The organism is Microlunatus ginsengisoli, from assembly GCF_039537205.1.
Lineage (GTDB): Bacteria > Actinomycetota > Actinomycetes > Propionibacteriales > Propionibacteriaceae > Microlunatus > Microlunatus ginsengisoli.
This window is the reverse complement of sequence record NZ_BAABAB010000026.1, coordinates 14401-31215: the sequence shown is the minus strand read 5'-3', so window position 1 is coordinate 31215 and position 16815 is coordinate 14401. Positions and strand designations below refer to the sequence as shown.

Annotated in this window: 13 protein-coding genes; 6 read left to right on the top strand and 7 right to left on the bottom strand. The window is 72.0% G+C overall.

Annotation, left to right across the window (positions count from 1 at the left end; genetic code table 11):
• Positions 1-76: 76 nt before the first annotated feature.
• Positions 77-3433 carry a CDP-glycerol glycerophosphotransferase family protein gene (locus ABD747_RS17745; RefSeq protein ID WP_344807029.1) on the bottom strand — a complete coding sequence of 1119 codons (3357 nt, stop codon included), beginning with the start codon at positions 3431-3433 and terminating at the stop codon, positions 77-79.
• 227 nt (positions 3434-3660) lie between these two features.
• Between ABD747_RS17745 and ABD747_RS17740 the strand changes: the two genes are divergently transcribed.
• From ABD747_RS17740 to ABD747_RS17730, 3 genes are read left to right on the top strand one after another with little or no spacing between them, the layout of a single operon-like run.
• A complete protein-coding gene (locus ABD747_RS17740; RefSeq protein ID WP_344807026.1) occupies positions 3661-4866 on the top strand; it encodes an inorganic phosphate transporter in 1206 nt (401 codons plus the stop codon).
• 26 nt (positions 4867-4892) lie between these two features.
• Complete coding sequence (locus ABD747_RS17735) at positions 4893-5171, top strand: hypothetical protein (protein WP_344807024.1); 279 nt, start codon at positions 4893-4895, stop codon at positions 5169-5171.
• Positions 5172-5175: 4 nt separating this feature from the next.
• Complete coding sequence (locus tag ABD747_RS17730; protein WP_344807022.1) at positions 5176-5466, top strand: DUF3349 domain-containing protein; 291 nt, start codon at positions 5176-5178, stop codon at positions 5464-5466.
• An 8-nt stretch (positions 5467-5474) separates the two neighbouring features.
• On the opposite strand, the gene ABD747_RS17725 is transcribed toward ABD747_RS17730, so the two are convergent.
• The 3 genes from ABD747_RS17725 to ABD747_RS17715 all read right to left on the bottom strand — a co-directional run bounded on the left by ABD747_RS17725 (position 5475) and on the right by ABD747_RS17715 (position 8550).
• Positions 5475-6134, bottom strand: coding sequence for a GIN domain-containing protein (locus tag ABD747_RS17725; protein ID WP_344807020.1), 660 nt, complete (start codon positions 6132-6134; stop codon positions 5475-5477).
• Between the two features lie 118 nt (positions 6135-6252).
• Positions 6253-7059, bottom strand: a complete 807-nt coding sequence (locus tag ABD747_RS17720; RefSeq protein ID WP_344807018.1) for an extensin family protein — start codon at positions 7057-7059, stop codon at positions 6253-6255.
• A 12-nt stretch (positions 7060-7071) separates the two neighbouring features.
• Complete coding sequence (locus ABD747_RS17715; protein WP_344807016.1) at positions 7072-8550, bottom strand: MDR family MFS transporter; 1479 nt, start codon at positions 8548-8550, stop codon at positions 7072-7074.
• Between the two features lie 71 nt (positions 8551-8621).
• Here ABD747_RS17715 and ABD747_RS17710 point away from each other — a divergent pair, with 71 nt between their 5' ends.
• Positions 8622-9224, top strand: a complete 603-nt coding sequence (locus tag ABD747_RS17710; protein ID WP_344807014.1) for a TetR/AcrR family transcriptional regulator — start codon at positions 8622-8624, stop codon at positions 9222-9224.
• Between the two features lie 297 nt (positions 9225-9521).
• Here the strand turns inward: ABD747_RS17710 and ABD747_RS17705 are convergent, their stop codons facing one another.
• The 3 genes from ABD747_RS17705 to helR form a co-directional block, all read right to left on the bottom strand.
• Positions 9522-11228: an acyl-CoA mutase large subunit family protein gene (locus tag ABD747_RS17705; protein ID WP_344807012.1), complete on the bottom strand. Its 1707-nt coding sequence runs from the start codon at positions 11226-11228 to the stop codon at positions 9522-9524.
• 137 nt (positions 11229-11365) lie between these two features.
• Positions 11366-12082: a hypothetical protein gene (locus ABD747_RS17700; RefSeq protein ID WP_344807010.1), complete on the bottom strand. Its 717-nt coding sequence runs from the start codon at positions 12080-12082 to the stop codon at positions 11366-11368.
• Between the two features lie 116 nt (positions 12083-12198).
• A complete protein-coding gene (gene helR, locus ABD747_RS17695) occupies positions 12199-14499 on the bottom strand; it encodes an RNA polymerase recycling motor ATPase HelR (protein WP_344807008.1) in 2301 nt (766 codons plus the stop codon).
• 144 nt (positions 14500-14643) lie between these two features.
• On the opposite strand from helR, the gene ABD747_RS17690 reads away from it, so the two are divergent.
• On the top strand, positions 14644-15339 hold the full coding sequence (locus tag ABD747_RS17690) for a VOC family protein (protein WP_344807006.1): 696 nt from the start codon (positions 14644-14646) through the stop codon (positions 15337-15339).
• Positions 15336-16796, top strand: a complete 1461-nt coding sequence (locus tag ABD747_RS17685; RefSeq protein ID WP_344807004.1) for an FAD-dependent monooxygenase — start codon at positions 15336-15338, stop codon at positions 16794-16796. The genes ABD747_RS17690 and ABD747_RS17685 overlap by 4 nt, the downstream gene beginning before the upstream one ends.
• Positions 16797-16815: the final 19 nt, after the last annotated feature.

The following is a 16815-nucleotide window of genomic DNA, read 5'->3' as shown; positions in this document are numbered from 1 at the left end:
CGGGATTTTCGTAGACGTGCCTACGCGGGTCGCGCGGGTCGGCGGCAAGTGCCGGCACCGAGCGGCCGGCCGACGCTCAGGGGTGGGGAGCCGGGGCGTCGGGAGCCGGGCGCGGGCCGACCAGGTCGCGCAGCTGGTCGAGGAAGGCGTCCACGTCGTCGGCCGGGGTGTCGGGGGCGGTGGGGTCGGGCACGGTGCGTACCTCCTCGACTGGAAGCCGTACGCCCGCGGCGGCGTACCGCTCGACGTCCAGGCCCGGCGGGGTCAGCACCACGTCGTAGATCGCGTGCTCCGGGTGGCAGGTCGCGCCGCGGAGATTCAGCCGGATCTGGGTGAGGTCGCGGCGCTCGACCAGGTGGGTGTTGCCGGGATAGTCGTCCAGATACAGCGCCGCGCGCAGCGGTGGGACCACCACGTCCTCGACCTCGCGCTGGTAGCGCCGATAGACCGCCGGCACGTCGACCCCGGCCGCGCGGCAGAGCCGGTCCACCTGATCCAGCATCGTCCGGGAGCGGATCACGATCAGCCAGGGCCGGCCGACCCGGTCGAGCAGCCGGATCCAGGGCCCGAAGATCTGCTTCGCGCCGTCCGGGGAGGCGCTGTAGACGACGAACTCGGCGCCGTGCCCGGCCAGTGCCTGCTGCAGGGTCTCCTTCTCGTGGTCGATCTCGTCGGCCCGGCGCACGGCGCGCTGGACGACGATGCCGGCGACGACCAGCAGCGCCACCGCGCCGAGCAGCACCACCCAGCCGGCAGTGGCGAACCACTCCCGGCTCCAGCCGATCGCCAGCGCGGAGGCCAGCACGGCGAAGCCGAACCCGAGCATCGGCACCACCCCACGCGGCAGGCCGGGCCGGATCCGCTCATCGGCACCCGGCAGCCGCCGGACCTGGAGGCCGCCGGCCCAGCCCTGGCGAACGAGGGCCTCGCCGCTCAACGCCGCCAGCGCGAGGGCGGTGGCCAGCAGCCAGACACCGACCCCGCTCTCGGCCCGCGCCGCGACGACGGGCCCGGCGGCGACCAGCGCCACCCGGGCCGGCTCGGCATATCCGAGCAGCCGCGGCCACTGGCCCGGCCGCCGCGGCGAGGCGGTCGAGGACAGCAGCAGCTCGCCGGTGGCCAGCGCGACCACCACGGCCACCAGCCAGCCCGGGGCGCCGAGCAGGGCCAGCACCAGCGCTGCTGCCGCCATCAGCGTGCCGGCCAGCTGGAGTACGGCGGCCCCGGAGGCCGCCCGGCGGCGGGCGGCCGCGGACGACCGGGCCGGTGGTGCGGGCGACATTGCGGGTGCCGGCGCGTTCCCGCGAGCGGTCTGACCCGTCGGGGCCGTCCCATTCGTCGGCGCGGTCTCGCCGGCCGAGCCGGACTCGCCCGCCGGGCCGGGCTCATCCGCCGAGCCGGACTCGCCCGCCGGGCCGGACTCGCCCGCCGGGCCGGGCTCATCCGCCGGGCCGGACTCGCCCGCCGGGCCGGGCTCATCCGCGGGGGCGGACTCATCCGCCGGGGCGGACTCGCCAGTCAGGTCCGACTCGTCCGTCGGGTCCGATCCGCCGGTCGGCCCCGACTCGCCTGCCAGGCCCGACTCGCCCGCCAGGCCCGACTCGCCCGTCGCGCCCGACTCGCCCGTCGCGCCCGGCTCGAGGCTCACGGCGGCCCGGGCAGCGGCGGCCGGAACCACCGGCCCGAGCCGGCAGACCTCCCGGACCGCCTCGACGAACGCCTCCGCGTAGTTCTCCGCCGCGAAATCACCGAGGTAGTCGGCCCGGACCGCCGCGCGCTGGCCGGCCATCGGATCCGGACCGAGCATCGCGTCGAGCCGGCGGTCCAGATCGGCCAGATCGCCACGGACGACGTACGCGGCCCGGGCCACCGGGTACTCGGCCAGGAAGTCCGGCGGCAGCGCGGGCACCGCGATCATGGCGAAGGGCTTGGTGGAGAACAGGTAGTCCGAGACCACGCTGGACACGTCGGCGACCATGGCGTCTGAGTCGTTCAGGCAGTCGAGGATGCCGACGTCGGTCTCGGCCGCCGGGCCCCAGCGGTGCGGGCGCCCGGTCCGGGCCGCGTCGGCGGCCAGCAGCTGGCCGATCCGGGCGATGATCGCTGCATCCTCCGGGATCGCCCGGCTGAGCGGGTGCGAGCGGAAGACGACCGTGACGTCCCGCGCCAGCAGCGCGGACACGATCTTCTCTCCGACCGGCAAAGAGGACAGCCGGGACTCCATCACGTGGCCACGCCAGGTGGGGGCGTACAGCACCACCGGACGCGGCCGCTCGGCGATCGGACCCCGGGCGGGCTGGACGTCCTCCACCTGCGGCCGGCCGACCGTGCGGAACTTGTCCGGAGCGATCGAGACGCCGTGAGCGGGATAGCGCCGGGCGGCGGCCGGGCCCGCGGTGAAGATCTCGTCGTACTGGGCGTGGGTCGGGTTGAACGACGGCGGCTTGTCGGAGTCGCCGTGACCGATGTAGACGTGCCGCAGCCGGCGATCGGCCACCAGCAGGCCGTTGTTGCCCGAGGCATTGACATAGAAGGCGGCCCGGGCCGACGCCGGTGCGATCTTGGTGAGGTCGTCGGCGTCGCGGACTTCCACCACGGGCTCGGGCACCCGTGCGGCGAGCGCTTTGGCCGCCTGGTGGTGCCGGGTGACGAACGCAAACCGCAACCCGGTCCGGCGGAAGTAGTCCAGCCACATCACCAGCTGGTACGAGGCGTCGTCGGGTCGGCCGGTGAAGACCAGGAAGTCCGGGGCGTAGCGAGCCAGCGCCGCCGGTGCTGCGGCCCGCTGCCGCCGCCCGGCCAGCACCCGGCGTACGGTCGAGACCACCATCAGCGCGGCCGGGACCACGGCCACGACCTCGACCGGAAGCCACCACCAGGCGGACACGTCCGCGACGAGCAGCACCGCGCCCACCGCCGAGGCCAGCACCCCCGCGACCACGACCGCCGGCGCCAGGTCGCGCTCGGTGACCGGGTCGGTCGTGCCGGGCAGGTGGGCGGCGACCGGAACGGTGTAGCGACCCGCACGGCTGAGCACCGGCTCCGCGGCCAGGCAGCCGAGCCCGACGAACACGGCGATCGCCGCCGCCGAGGCCTGGTCGGTCTCCCCCGCGGTCAGCGCGAAACCGGCGGCGACCGCGACCACCAGCAGCGCGCGCGGGCCGGTCACCACGTTGCGCAGTGGCTCCCAGGGCAGCTCCGCGGCCAGGGCGACCACCCGGGTACGTCGCAGCTGGACGGCGACCAGGCCGGCGGCGAGCAGGATCAGCAGCCCGCCGAGACCCGAACCGCGCCACAGCACGGCGACCCCGCCCGCCGCCGCAGCGACCACGGCCACGCCGATCCCCAGGCCGATCAGTCGTACCGCCGTGGGCGAGGGCCCGGCGGGCCGGCGGGGACCCTGGTCGTGCGTCGACGTCGCCGTGGTCGGCATCGCAGCCACTGTCTCAGGTCTCCTTGTCGCCGGTTCGTGCGGGGGCCGTACAATCTGCGTGGCCGATCCCGCGGGCAGCCTACAAAAGCCGGACCTCGGCCCCACCGTGACGCGCGGCCGAGGGCCGGGCAACGACTCGGGGTGACTCCGGTGAATTGTCGGTGAACCAGGTGCCCAGAAGCGGGATCGACTGGCAGCAAGGGCAGTCCAACCAGCACGATTTCCCCGTGACACCTGAGCTCTACATCCTGATCGTGGTCGTGCTGACCGCACTCGCGTTCGACTTCACCAACGGCTTCCATGACACCGCCAACGCGATGGCGACCTCCATCGCCACCGGCGCCCTCAAGCCGCGGGTTGCAGTGGCGCTCTCGGCCGCCCTGAACCTGCTCGGCGCCTTCCTGTCCATCCAGGTCGCGCTGACCGTGAGCAACAAGATCATCTCGATCCAGGGGCCCAACGGCGAGCCCGTCCCCGGGCTGATGGGGACACCCATCCTCGTCATCATCTTCGCCGGACTCGTCGGCGGCATCTTGTGGAACCTGACGACCTGGCTGTTCGGCCTGCCGTCGTCCTCCTCGCACGCCCTGTTCGGCGGCCTGATCGGCGCGGCCATCGCCGCCCTGGGTCTCGGCGGGGTCAAGTGGGACGGCGTGATCACCTCGATCATCATCCCGGCGGTGGCCTCGCCCGTGATCGCCGGCACGGTGGCCGGCATCGGAACCTGGATCGTCTTCAAGATCGTCGCCTCGATCCCCGAGCGTCGCCGTGACTCCGGGTTCCGGTGGGGCCAGGTCGGATCGGCCTCGCTCGTCTCGCTCGCGCACGGCACCAACGACGCCCAGAAGACGATGGGTGTGATCACCCTCGCCCTGATCGCGTACGGCAGCTGGACCAGCACCAGCTCCATCCCGACCTGGGTCAAGATCGCCTGTGCGCTCACCATCGCCGCCGGCACGTACGTCGGTGGCTGGCGGGTGATCCGCACCCTGGGCAAGGGCCTGGTCGAGATCTCCTCCCCGCAGGGGATGGCGGCCGAGACCTCGTCGGCGGTCATCATCCTGTCCTCCAGCCACCTCGGCATGGCGCTGTCCACGACGCACGTGGCCACCGGCTCGATTCTCGGCTCCGGCGTCGGCAAGCACGCCCCGGTCCGGTGGGGCGTTGCCGGCCGGATGGCGATCGCCTGGGTGATCACCCTGCCCGCCGCCGCCATCGTCGGCGCCGTCTGCTGGTTCATCGCGAACGCGCTCGGTGGCGCCCTCGGTGTCACCGCGGTGCTCGCGATCTTGATCGCCGCGTCCGCCGCCATGTTCGTTCGCTCGCGCCGCAACGCGATCAACCCGCAGAACGTCAACGCCAAGTGGGAGGGCGGGCTCACCCCGGCCGACGAGGCCGCCGGCGCTCGCACCCCCGTCTCGACCGACGCCTGATCTCGGCAGAAGGAAGCATCGTTCCCATGAATATCGCCGCCATCGCAGTCAAGGAACTACAGGCCCTCTGGCAGATCCTCGTCGTCGGGCTCGTCCTCGGCGCCGGCCTTCCTGCCCTGTTCGCCCTCGGGATCAGGTCGCTGAACAGTGGCCGGGTGGCCGTCGCCGGCGGCCTCGACGGCGAGGAGACCCGGGCCTCGACCGCCGGCACCATCGGCGCTTGGCTGTGTTTCGCCGTCTGCATCCTCGCGGTAGCCTTTGGCATCGTTGTGATCGTGTGGGGCAAGAAGTTGTTCGGAGTCTGATCGGGTGTCACTGCCGCCGTTCCTGAGTTCAGTCGTCAACTGGCTGCGTGCCGGCTATCCGAACGGTGTGCCGGAGGCGGATTACGTCCCACTCTTCGCGATCCTGGCTCGCCGGCTCAGCAACGACGAGGTGGCCGAGGTCGCCCACGAGCTGGTCGCCAGCGGCACGCTGCCGACCGACGACATCGACATCGGCGTGGTGATCACCCGGCTGACCGACGAGCTGCCCCGCGAGGAGGACGTCCAGCGGGTCCGCGATCGGCTGGTCAGCGTCGGCTGGCCCGTCGCCGACTAGTCGTTCTCCTAGGACTTGGCAACGCGGCCCGAGCCGCTGATGTCCGACCGGACCGCCGGTTCGCCGCTGTAGCTGAGCGACCCGCTGCCGCTGATCGAGACGTCGAGGGTGTCGCTCACGTTGACCGTGGCATCGCCGCTCCCCGAGATGTCCGCCCGGAGTGTCTTGCTCGCGAGGTCACCGGCGACGTACGTCCCGGAGCCGGAGATGCTCAGCTGACTCTCGCGCGCGGTGCCGCCCACGGTAACCGTGCCCGAGCCGCTGATGTCGACACCGAGGCTGTCGGTGGTGATCTTCGGGGCCGTCACGTTGCCGGACCCGGAGACGCTCAGCCCGGTCAGATCCTTCACGGTCAGGTGATAGCTGATCTTGCCCCCGGGCGCGGTGAACGTGCCGCGTCGGACGCCGAGGACCAGGGTGTCGCCGACCACGTCGCTGGTGAGGTGGGGCAGCACCTTCTCGCCCGCCTCGATGGTCAGTGTCTCGCTGCCGGTCTGGTCGATGATCAGCTCGCCGGACCCGGCGAGTTCGACCTTGCTGAAACCGTTCACCGTTCTGGACTCGGTGCGGGTCGGTCCTGGAGTGCCGACGATCGAGCACGCGCTGAGCGCCAAGATCGAGGCGATCGAGGCGAGGACCATCCGGATGGGCGCTGACGAGAAGTTCACCCGACCATGATGGTCTCGCGATGGGCGCGGCGTCACCGGACGAAAGCCGGGCCCGTCCCCCGGCCGGCCCCGATGCCGACCCTGACCGATCGCGGCCGGTCCCTGACCGGCCAGCGGGTCAGGTCCCACGCGTACGGGCGTCGGTGAGGAAGCCTCGCCAGGACCCGGCGTCGGTGAGCGAGCCCGGCAGCCCGAGGTCGGCCAGGATGGCGCCGGTCGCAGTGCGGGTGGCCCGGTCCCAGCGACCCGTGATCGGCACCTCGCGCCGCCACAGGTAGGTCGCGATCGCCTGCACCGCGTGGACCTGCACCCGGGACCGGCTGCTGAACGTCGACAGCTCTGCGCCGGACCGCCCGTTGTCGACGTGGATGTGGTTGTGGTGCCGAGCGTCGTAGAGGTAGGTCAGGACGTACGCGAACCGGAGGTGCAAGCTCGCGGCGACCCGCCAATAGGCCTGCAGCCGCCGCTCCAGCGCGGCGCCGCTTTCGGCGCTCCACAGGTCGTACCGGCACGACACCAGCCGGCCGTCGGCGGTCCGGATCTGGGCGAGGTCGAAGGCTCGGCCGGCGTTGTGCCAGGACGTACACCGGCCGCTGCCGGAGATCCAGCTGCCGTACGTCCGCAGCTGGCCGGCCGGCTTGCCGAGGCTCGCCGGCAGCGCCTTCGCCCGCTCGGTGAGCTGGTCGTGGAAGGCTCCGTCGAACCAGAACGTCGTCGGCCGCCGGGAGATCTCGTAGACCAGCGGCAACCCGGCGATGTCGCCGTGCGGATCGAGCGCCGAGCGCGGCACGCAGGACGGCTGAGAGCGCGCTCCGGTGGAGTCGTCCGGATTAGGGCCGGTGCCCGGCGAGCAGCCGGTCGCGGCGGCCCCGGCCCCCAGCGCGAGCCCCGCACCCACCCGGAGCAGCTGCCGGCGCCCGATCATGGGTCGACCAGGCTAGCTCGCGATCGACGCTCGCTTGCCGACCTCTGTGGCGTCCGCGGCCGGACCCGGCGGCGCCCCGGTTGCCGGGGTGCCGCCGCCCGCCGATGCGTCGAGCCCGACCCGGCTCGGCAGGGCGAAGGCCAGCAGCACCGCAAGCGCGGTGAACCCGGTCGCGCACCAGAAGGCGATATCGAAGGCCGAGGTGATCGACCCCTTGCTGGTCGCCGCCGTGGCCAGGATCACGGCCAGCAGGGCGACGCCGACCGAACCGCCGACCTGCTGCGCGATCCGGGTGAGGATGCTGGCGTGCGGCACCTCGGGCCGCTCGAGGCCGACGAAGGCGACCGCCATCAGCGGGATCACCACCATCCCCATCCCGAGCCCGCGGACCAGCAGGGCCGCCAGCAGCAGCCAGATCGGGGTGTCCGCACCGGCGAGCGCGAACGGCACGGTGGCCACCCCCACCAGCGCGAAGCCGGCAACGGCGACCGTCCGCGGGCTCACCTTGTCGAGCAGCCGGGCGGCGACCACCCGGCTGACCAGCGAGCCGACGCCCTGCGGGATCAGCAGCAAGCCGGCGCCGAGCGCGTCGGTGCCGCGCACCTGCTGCCAGTAGAGCGGCAGCAACAGCATCGCGCCGTACAGCGATGCACCGGTGAGAAACAGCAGCGCCGTCGCCGACCAGGTCGGACGGGAGCGCAGCACCGCAAGATCGACCAGCGCCTCGCCGCCGCGGCGTAGCGCCCAGAGCACGAATGCGGTCAGCAGCAGCGCCCCGCCGACCAGCGGCAGCAGCACGTCCGGATGGCCGAAGCCGCCCTCCCTGGCCACGTTCGACAAGCCGAAGAGCAGACCGACCAGCGCCGGGGACAGCAACAGCAGGCCGACGATGTCGAGCCGCACCCGCCGCCCGGGCTCGTCGGCCGGGATCAGCCGCCAGGCGAGCAGGATTCCGGCCACGCAGAGCGGTACGTTCACCCAGAACAGCCAGCGCCAGTCCCCCACGCCGAGGATCAGCCCGCCGATCACCGGCCCCAGGATCGGGCCGATCGCGGTCGGCAGGGCCACCACCGACATCAGCTTGCCGAGGTTATGACCACCGGCGGCCTGCATCACGATCGTCGTCATCAGCGGCAGCATCGCGCCGCCACCGACGCCCTGGACGACGCGGAACGCGATCAGGCTGTCGGCGTTCCAGGCGAACGAGCAGAGCACGGAACCGAGCAGGAACACCGTGAGCGCCGCCAGCCACAGCCGCTTGGCCCCTAGCCTGCTCTGCAGCCAGCCGACGGTCGGCATCACCACGCCGAGCGCGAGCAGGTAGGCCGTACTGACCCACTGGATCGTGCTCACTCCGACATCCAGGTCCTGGGCCAGCTGGTGCAGCGCGACGCTGACGATGGTGGAGTCGAGGATGACCGCGATGCCGCCGACCAGCACGGCTACCGTGGTCCGCAGTGTGGTCCGGTCGATTCCGGGAGAAACAGACATGATCAACGACCTCAAGGTACGGTTGTGTATCTAACCGACTCGATCGTACGGCCGGACGATAAGATACGCAAGTGAATCTAAACGAGGAGGTTGCTGAGCGGCCGGCAACCCGGCGGCGCGGACAGGAGCTGGAGGACGCGATCCTCGACGCGGCCTGGGCGGTGCTGCTGGAGAAGGGCTACTCGGGGTTCACGTACGAGGCGATTGCGGCCGGCGCCGGCACCAGCCGTCCGGTGCTCTATCGACGCTGGCCCCAACGCGAGGACCTGCTGCTCGCGACCCTGAGCCGGTCGTGGTGGCAGCCGATCCCGGTCCCGGACACCGGCAGCCTGCGAGAGGACGCGATCGAGCTGCTCCGCAGCGCCAACGCCAGCCGCTCCCGGATGGGCACCCTGCTGATCGTCCAGCTGATGGACTACTTCCGGCAGACCGGCACCAGCTTTAGCCAGTTGCGTGCCGCCCTGCGCGGTCCCGGCCAGCCGTCGGGGATGGCCAGGCTGGTCGACCGGGCCGTGGCGCGTGGCGAGCTGCCGGACGTCCCCCGCTCGGCCCGGCTGATCGATCTGCCGTTCGAGCTGTTTCGGCACGACCTGATCATGACCATGCACGCGATCCCGGACGAGGCGATCATCGAGATCGTCGACGACATCTGGCTCCCCCTCCTGCAGCGCTGAGACTTCTCGCCCCACCGACCCACCCGCGTCGGACCCCCTGGAGCGATCTCGGATCCCCTGGAACGGTTCGGATCCCGTGCAAGGGATCCGGCGGCGTACAGGGGATCCGGCGGCGTACAGGGGATCCGAGATCGCAGAGGGGATCCGGGTCGCAGCGGGGTCCGGTTCACGTCGGGGAGCCCGGGGTCCGTAGTCGGCGGAGCACCCGATGCGAATTGGGATCCCTTGGAGCGGTTCGGATCCCGTACAAGGGATCCGGCGGTGTACAGGGGATCCGAGATCGCAGCGGGGGGCCGGCTAGAAGCGGGCCGGCTCGGTGTATTCGCCCCACTCGGCCCGCAGGGCATCGCAGATCTCACCGAGCGTCGCCTCCGCGCGGCAGGCGGCGAGGATGGGCTCGATCATCTCGGCGTCCGAGGTCCGGGCAGCGGCCACCAGCCGGCTCATCGCCTGCTCCCAGGGCTGCCGGTCCCGGGCGGCCCGGCGCTCGGCGAGGACCCTTCGCTGCTCGAGCTCGACCTCGTGGCTGACCCGCAGGATCTGCAGCTCGCCGGTCACGGTCGCGGTATGGGTGTTCACCCCGACCACGAGCTTGTCGCCCTTCTCCACGCTCGTCTGGTACTGGAACGCGGACTCGGCGATCTCGGCCGAGAACCAGCCGTCCTCGACCCCGCGAAGCAGACCGGAGGTGACCGGGCCGATCCCGTGACGGGCGTCCTCGCCGCCGCCCATCGCGATGATCCGCTGGAAGATCCGCTCGGCCTCCGCCTCGATCTTGTCGGTCAGCGCCTCGACATACCAGGAGCCGCCGAGCGGGTCGACCACGTTCACCACGCCGGTCTCGGCCATCAGCACTTGCTGGGTCCGCAGCGCGATCTCGGCCGACTCCTCCGTCGGCAGCGCCAGCGTCTCGTCCAGAGCGTTGGTGTGCAGCGAGTTCGTGCCGCCCAGTGCCGCCGCCATCGCCTCCACCGCGGTCCGGACCACGTTGTTGTACGGCTGCTGAGCGGTGAGCGAGACGCCGGCGGTCTGGGTGTGGAAGCGCAGCGACATCGCCTTGGCGGTCGTCGCGCCATAGCGGTCGCGCAGCCACCGGGCCCAGATCCGGCGGGCCGCGCGGAACTTGGCGATCTCCTCGAAGAAGTCGATGTGGGCGTCGAAGAAGAAGCTCAGCCCGGGCGCGAAGGCGTCGACGTCGAGCCCGCGGGACAGCCCGAGCTCGACGTAGCCGAACCCGTCGGCGAGGGTGAACGCCAGTTCCTGCGCCGCGGTCGAGCCGGCCTCCCGAATGTGGTAGCCGCTGACACTGAGCGGCTTGTAGGCCGGGATCTGCTCGGTGCAGTACGCCATCAGGTCGCCGATCAGTCGCAGGTGCGGCTCGGGCGGGAACAGCCACTCCTTCTGCGCGATGTACTCCTTGTAGATGTCGGTCTGGCAGGTGCCGTTCAGCAGCCGGTGGTCGACCCCGGCGCGCTCGGCGGCGACGACGTACATGCAGAAGATCGGGATGGCCGGACCGGAGATGGTCATCGACGTACTGACCGAGCCCAGGTCGATGCCGGCGAACAGCTGCTCCATGTCGGCGACCGAGTCGATCGCCACGCCGCAATGGCCGACCTCGCCGAGGCTGCGCGGGTCGTCGGAGTCGCGGCCCATCAGGGTCGGCATGTCGAACGCGACGCTCAGCCCGCCACCGCCGGCGGCGAGGATCATCTGGTAGCGCTCGTTGGTCTGCTGCGCGTTGCCGAAACCGGCGAACTGGCGGATGGTCCACGGCCGGCCCCGGTAGCCGCTCGGATAGAGGCCGCGGGCGTAGGGGAACTCCCCCGGCCAGCCGATCCGCTCCATCCGCTCGTCGGCTGCCTCCGCGTCGGCATCCGGCCCGTAGACGGGGTCGACCTCCATCCCGGACAGGGTGGTGAAGTCGGCGTCCCGGACCTGCCCGCGGGCCTCCGCGGCCTGGTACGCCCGCTGCCAGCGCTCCCGGCCGCTCTCACTGCTCACGGGAAAATACTAGGACGTCCTACTAAATTTCCCAAGCGTGGCGCATTTCGAGCGCTCGATCGTCATGGGAGCGCTCCCCGGGGCGTAATCGAGGTTCGAGCGCCCGAAATGCGACGGCGAGGATCGAGCGCCGCCGGTCAGCGCTCGGGCCCGCGGTTGAACAGGCGCGGATTGCGCCGGACGAACTTGCAGACCCCGTCCACGATGAAGCTCTGCCGTCCGGTCCGGCAGAAGATGTAGCCCAGCAGCGCGATCACCGCGGCCCCGATGAGATTGACGATCATGTCGATCATCGTGTCGTCCACGCCGGTTTCGACGACCTGCATGTCCAGGCCCGGGATCAGGTTGTCGGCGACGAATTCGTAGATCTCCCAGAACACTCCGAGCGTCACCGCGAACGTGAACCCGAACACGGCGATCAGCGAGACCCGCATGCCCTCCGGCCGGTGGTCGGTGCCGTTGATCAGGAAGACGGCGATGAACCCGACGATGCCGAGCAGACAGCCGCTGGTCGTGTGCAGCGCGGTGTCCCACCAGAGGAAGCGCCCGTAGAAGCCCAGCGACGTGCCGAGGAAGATCGCGCAGAAGACGAACAGGGCCGCGACCAGCTGGAACTCCGGCGGCACGTCGACCCGGAACCATCGCTTCAGCAGCCGCGGGATCAGGGTCAAGACGATGACCAGCGTGGTCAGCACCGCGTTCGGCCAGTCCCGCAGCAGGACGAAGCCCACCACACCGGCCACCAGGACCAGCTGGATCACGAGCGTCAGCACCCGGTAGACGCGTTCCCGCAGCTGACCGTCGGGCTCCTCTGCCGCGCCGGGCGGCTGGGTCCGGGTCGAGGATTCGGTCATGATGCAGCCTCTCGAGTAACCCTCCTCGCCGGAGCGGTGCGACCCATCGTCGTCGCGAACAACGGTACGCAGCACGCGCCGCGCCGACCACGGACACGGCCGAGGACGGCCGAACGTCAGGAACCGGATTCACCCGGATCGGGTGACGGCGAGGTCAGCACGGCCAGCCGCTGGGTGGCTCGGGTCATCGCGACGTAGCGGTCGACCGCACCCTCGATACCGGTGCCGAAGGACTCCGGGTCGACCAGCACGACCAGGTCGAACTCGAGCCCCTTGGCGGTTTCCGGCGTCAGCGACCGGATCCGGGGCGAACCGGCGAAGGTCGGGTCGCCGATCACGCAGGCCAAGCCCTCGTCGTGGGTCGCCAGCCAGTCGTCCAGGATCGCGGTCAGATCCGCCCTGCTCCCGTGCAGCACCGGCAGCCCGCTGCTGCGGATCGAGCGCGGCACCGTGGTCTCGGGCAGCACGGCCCGGATCACCGGCTCCGCCGCGGCCATCACCTCGGTCGGCGTTCGGTAGTTCACGGTCAGCGAGGCGACCTCGATCCGGTCGAAGCCGACCCGAGCGAGCCGCTCCTGCCAGGTCTCGGCAAAGCCGTGCCGGGCCTGGGCGCGATCGCCGACAACGGTAAAGCTCCGCGACGGGCAGCGCCGCAGGAGCATCTGCCACTCCGCGTCGGTCAGCTCCTGGGCCTCGTCCACCACCACGTGGGCAAACGGTCCGGCCAACCGGTCCGGATCGCCGCCGAGGCGGTCCCCGGACAGCCCGTCGGTGTCGATCCCGGCTCGATCGATGAGGGCGTCCTGGAGGTCCTGACCGTGCAGCATGATCAGGTCGTCGTCCAGGTCGTCGACCGCGTCCAGGATGTTCTTGGTGACCCGGGCCCGGACGGCCCGCTCGGCGGCCACCGCGGCCTCGCGCCGCCGGCGGCGCAGCGACTCCTCCGGATCGCCCAGCCGCTGCCGGGCCGCGTCCAGCAGCGGCAGGTCGGCGACGGTCCAGGCCTGCGGCTCGTCCCGCTGCAGCCGGCGTACGTCCTCGATCGGCAACCACGGTGCGCACCGGCGCAGGTAGGCCGGCACCGACCAGAGATCGCCGACCAGATCGGCAGCCTCGATCAGGGTCCAGGCCCGGCCGAAGGCGTTCGCCAACCGCTCGTTCTGGGCGAACGCGCGGCGCAACTGCTCCGGCGATGGTCCCCGCGCCGATCGCGCCTCGTCGTCCCAGTCGTCGTCGGCGTCCTCGTCGTCGAGGTCCGCATCCGGGACCTGCTCCTCGGCGGCCGCGATCTTGTCCAGCAGGATCGCGACCAGCGCCTCCCAGACCTGGTCGCGCGCCTCGTTGTGCGCCGTCCCCGGATCGGGTACGTCGAACGCCTCCGCCCAGTCCTCGGGGCCGAGCCAGACGTCGACCCACGGTGTCTCCACCCGTAGCCCGGTGGTGGGCGGCTCCTCGTAGAGGCCGACGGCCGGCTCGATCGCCCGAACCATCTCCGCGGAGGACTTCAGCCGGGCGACCTCCGGATCGGTCTCGGTGCGAGCGCTCGCCCCCTCCGCGACCAGGTCCCGCAGCGTGCAGATCTGGACACCCTCCTCACCGAGGCCCGGCAGTACGTCGGCGACGTAGGCAAGGTAGGGCCGGTGCGGGCCGACGAACAACACTCCCCCGCGCCGGTCGCTGACCCGTGGGTCGGCGTACAGCAGGTAGGCCGCCCGGTGCAGCGCGACCACGGTCTTGCCGGTGCCCGGCCCACCGTCCACCACCAGCGCGCCGCGCGACCCGGCCCGGATGGCGGCGTCCTGGTCGGCCTGGATGGTGGCGAGCACGTCTCGCATCTGCGGCGACCGGCTGGCGCCCAGGCTGGCGATAAACGTGGAGTCCTCGTCGAGGGCCGCGGGCCCGGCCGTCGGGTCGGCGGTGAACACCTCGTCCCAGTAGTCGGTGATCCGTCCCTGGCTCCAGCGATAGCGGCGCCGGCTCGCCAGACCCATCGGATGCGCGGACGTCGCCGCGAAGAACGGCTCGGCCGCGGGCGTCCGCCAGTCGATCAGCAGCGGATGCCCCGCGCTGTTCAGCAGGCCGAGCCGCCCGACGTACGTCGTCCGGGCCTCCGGCTGGCCCGATCGATCGGCGACCATCCGCCCCAGGCAGACGTCCAACCCGAACCGGCGCAGCAGTCGCAGCCGGGCCGACAACCGGTGGATCTCCATGTCCCGGTCGGAGGCGCGCCGGCCCTTGCCGCCCGGTGCGAGGCGGGCCGCGGCCAGCCTCGTGGTCAGGTCGTCGATCTGGTGCTCGAGTGCCGCCGACACGGCGGCGAAGTGCTCCTCGTCGGCGCCGATCAGCGCGGGCTCGGCCTTCGCGGCGAGGTGCTCGGGAAGGGCAAAGGTGGTGGTGGTCACGGGGCTCACAGGCATCGTCTCCGGCTCGGCGAGCCCCGATTGTGCCCCGCCACCGGGGTCTTGCGGCAAGCCCCCCGATGCGTTATACGTTGAAACTGGAGAAAGGTGTGAGCGGCACGGCCGGTCTGCCTTCGGAGGGTCCGCGGCTAGGGTGGACCGATGTCCTGCCGGCTGCTGTCCGTCACCCTCGACGTGTCCGACCCGGCTCCCGCGGCGCAGTTCTGGGCCGCCCTGATCGGCCGGGAGATCATCGCCGATGCCCGCGGGCTGCTGCTGCCGGGGTCCGAAACCCAAGCCGGCCTGCGGTTCGCGCCGAGTGAGTCCGCCAGACTCGGGCCCGATCCGATCCACCTCCACCTGCTCACCGAACCCGGCCACGACCAGCAGGAGACGGTCGCGGTGGCGTTGCGGCTCGGCGCCCGCCCGCTCGACGTCGGCCAGCTTCCGGACGAGCCCCACGTCGTGCTGGCCGACCCGGCGGGCAACCCGTTCTGCGTGATCGAGCCGGGCAACGCCTTCCTGGCCGGTTGTGGGCCACTCGCCGAGCTCGCCTGCGACGGCGGCCGAGCGGTCGGGCTCTTCTGGGCCGCGGCGCTGGAGTGGCCGCTGGTCTGGGACCGGGACGAGGAGACGGCGGTCCAGTCCCCGGCCGGCGGCACGAAGGTCGCCTGGGGCGGTCCGCCGGACGCGCCCAAGAGGGGACGGAGCCGGCAGCGGCTCGACCTGCGTGCGAACGGCGACCTCGCCGCCGAGGTCGACCGGCTCGTCGGGCTCGGGGCCGCCGTGCTGGGATCGACCGGCGGCGGCGTCGAGCTGGCCGACCCCGGCGGCAACGAGTTCTTCCTCACCGCATGACCGGCGTGATCGTGGTCGGCAGCGGACCGGCCGGCATGATGCTGGCCGGTGAACTGGCGCTTGCGGGGATCGAGCCGACCGTGCTGGAACGCCGGACGACGTCGGAGCTCGCCGGCTCGCGCGCCGGCGGCTTCCACTCGCGCACCATCGAGATCCTCGACCAGCGCGGGATCGCGGACCGGTTCCTGGCGGAGGGCCAGATCGCGCAGACCGCGCGGTTCGGGGACACCGTGCTCGACATCGGCGACCTGCCGACCCGGCACCCGTACGGGCTGGCGCTGTGGCAGAACCGGATCGAGCCGATCCTGGCCGGCTGGATCTCCGAGCTCGGGGTCCGGGTCGAGCGCGGCCGCGAGGTGATCGGAGTGGTCCAAGACGAGGCCGGCGTCGACGTCGCCTGCGCTGACGGCACCGCCCGTCGAGCGGCGTACGTCGTCGGCGCGGACGGCGGCCGCAGCGTGGTCCGCCGGTCGGCCGGGATCGACTTTCCCGGCTGGGACGCCACCCGCAGCAACCTGATCGCCGAGGTCGAGGTCGCCGAGCAGCCGCCGGCCGGCATGCGTCAGGACGAGACGGGGGTGCACGGGCTGCAGCCGCTGCCGGACGGGCGGACGTACCGGGTGGTCACCACGGAACGGGCAGTCGGACCGGCCGGCGAACCCGCGCTGGCCGATCTCAGCGCCGCGCTGACCGCGGTCTACGGGACCGACTTCGGCGTCCACGACCCGACCTGGATCTCGCGCTTCACCGACGCCACCCGGCAGGCCGCCGCCTACCGGGACGGCCGGATCCTGCTCGTCGGGGACGCCGCCCACATCCACTACCCGGCCGGCGGCCAGGGCATCGGGCTCGGCATCGCCGACGCGGTCAACCTCGGCTGGAAGCTCGCCCAGGTGGTCGCGGGCGTCTCGCCGCCGTCGCTGCTGGACACCTACCACGACGAGCGGCACCCGGCGGACGCGCGAGCGCTCCGGCTCTCGATGGCGCAGACGACGCTGCAGCGCGCGGATCCGCGCACCGCCGCGCTGAACGACGTCGTCGGGGACCTGCTGACCGCGACCGGGGCCGGCACCCGGCTGGCCGCGCGGATCCACGGCCTGGACGTGACGTACGACCTCGGCGACGGGCACCCCCTGCTCGGCCGACGGATGCCAGACCTCGACCTCGACACCCCGAAGGGCCCGACCCGGGTCTCCCGGCTGCTGCACGAGGCGAGGCCGCTGCTGATCGACCTCGCCGGCCCGGGCACGCCCGGCCCACGCCGGCTCGACCCGGGCGGCTGGGCCGGCCGGATCCGCCTGGTGGACGCCCGCTACGCCGGCTCGTGGAGGCTGCCGGCGATCGGCGCTGTCACCGCCCCGACCGCCGTGCTGGTCCGGCCCGACGGCCACGTCGCCTGGGTCGAGGACGGTTCCGCACAGCCGCTGAGCGCCGCACTCACCCGCTGGTTCGGCTAGCAGTGGTTCGGCTAGCAGT

Excerpts from the sequence above, each read along its gene's own strand:
- ABD747_RS17745 (WP_344807029.1), bottom strand. The coding sequence starts at position 3,433 with ATGCCGACCACGGCGACGTCGACGCACGACCAGGGTCCCCGCCGGCCC.
- ABD747_RS17735 (WP_344807024.1), top strand. The coding sequence starts at position 4,893 with ATGAATATCGCCGCCATCGCAGTCAAGGAACTACAGGCCCTCTGGCAG.
- ABD747_RS17720 (WP_344807018.1), bottom strand. The coding sequence starts at position 7,059 with ATGATCGGGCGCCGGCAGCTGCTCCGGGTGGGTGCGGGGCTCGCGCTG.
- ABD747_RS17715 (WP_344807016.1), bottom strand. The coding sequence starts at position 8,550 with ATGTCTGTTTCTCCCGGAATCGACCGGACCACACTGCGGACCACGGTA.
- ABD747_RS17700 (WP_344807010.1), bottom strand. The coding sequence starts at position 12,082 with ATGACCGAATCCTCGACCCGGACCCAGCCGCCCGGCGCGGCAGAGGAG.
- helR (WP_344807008.1), bottom strand. The coding sequence starts at position 14,499 with ATGCCTGTGAGCCCCGTGACCACCACCACCTTTGCCCTTCCCGAGCAC.
- ABD747_RS17690 (WP_344807006.1), top strand. The coding sequence starts at position 14,644 with ATGTCCTGCCGGCTGCTGTCCGTCACCCTCGACGTGTCCGACCCGGCT.
- ABD747_RS17685 (WP_344807004.1), top strand. The coding sequence starts at position 15,336 with ATGACCGGCGTGATCGTGGTCGGCAGCGGACCGGCCGGCATGATGCTG.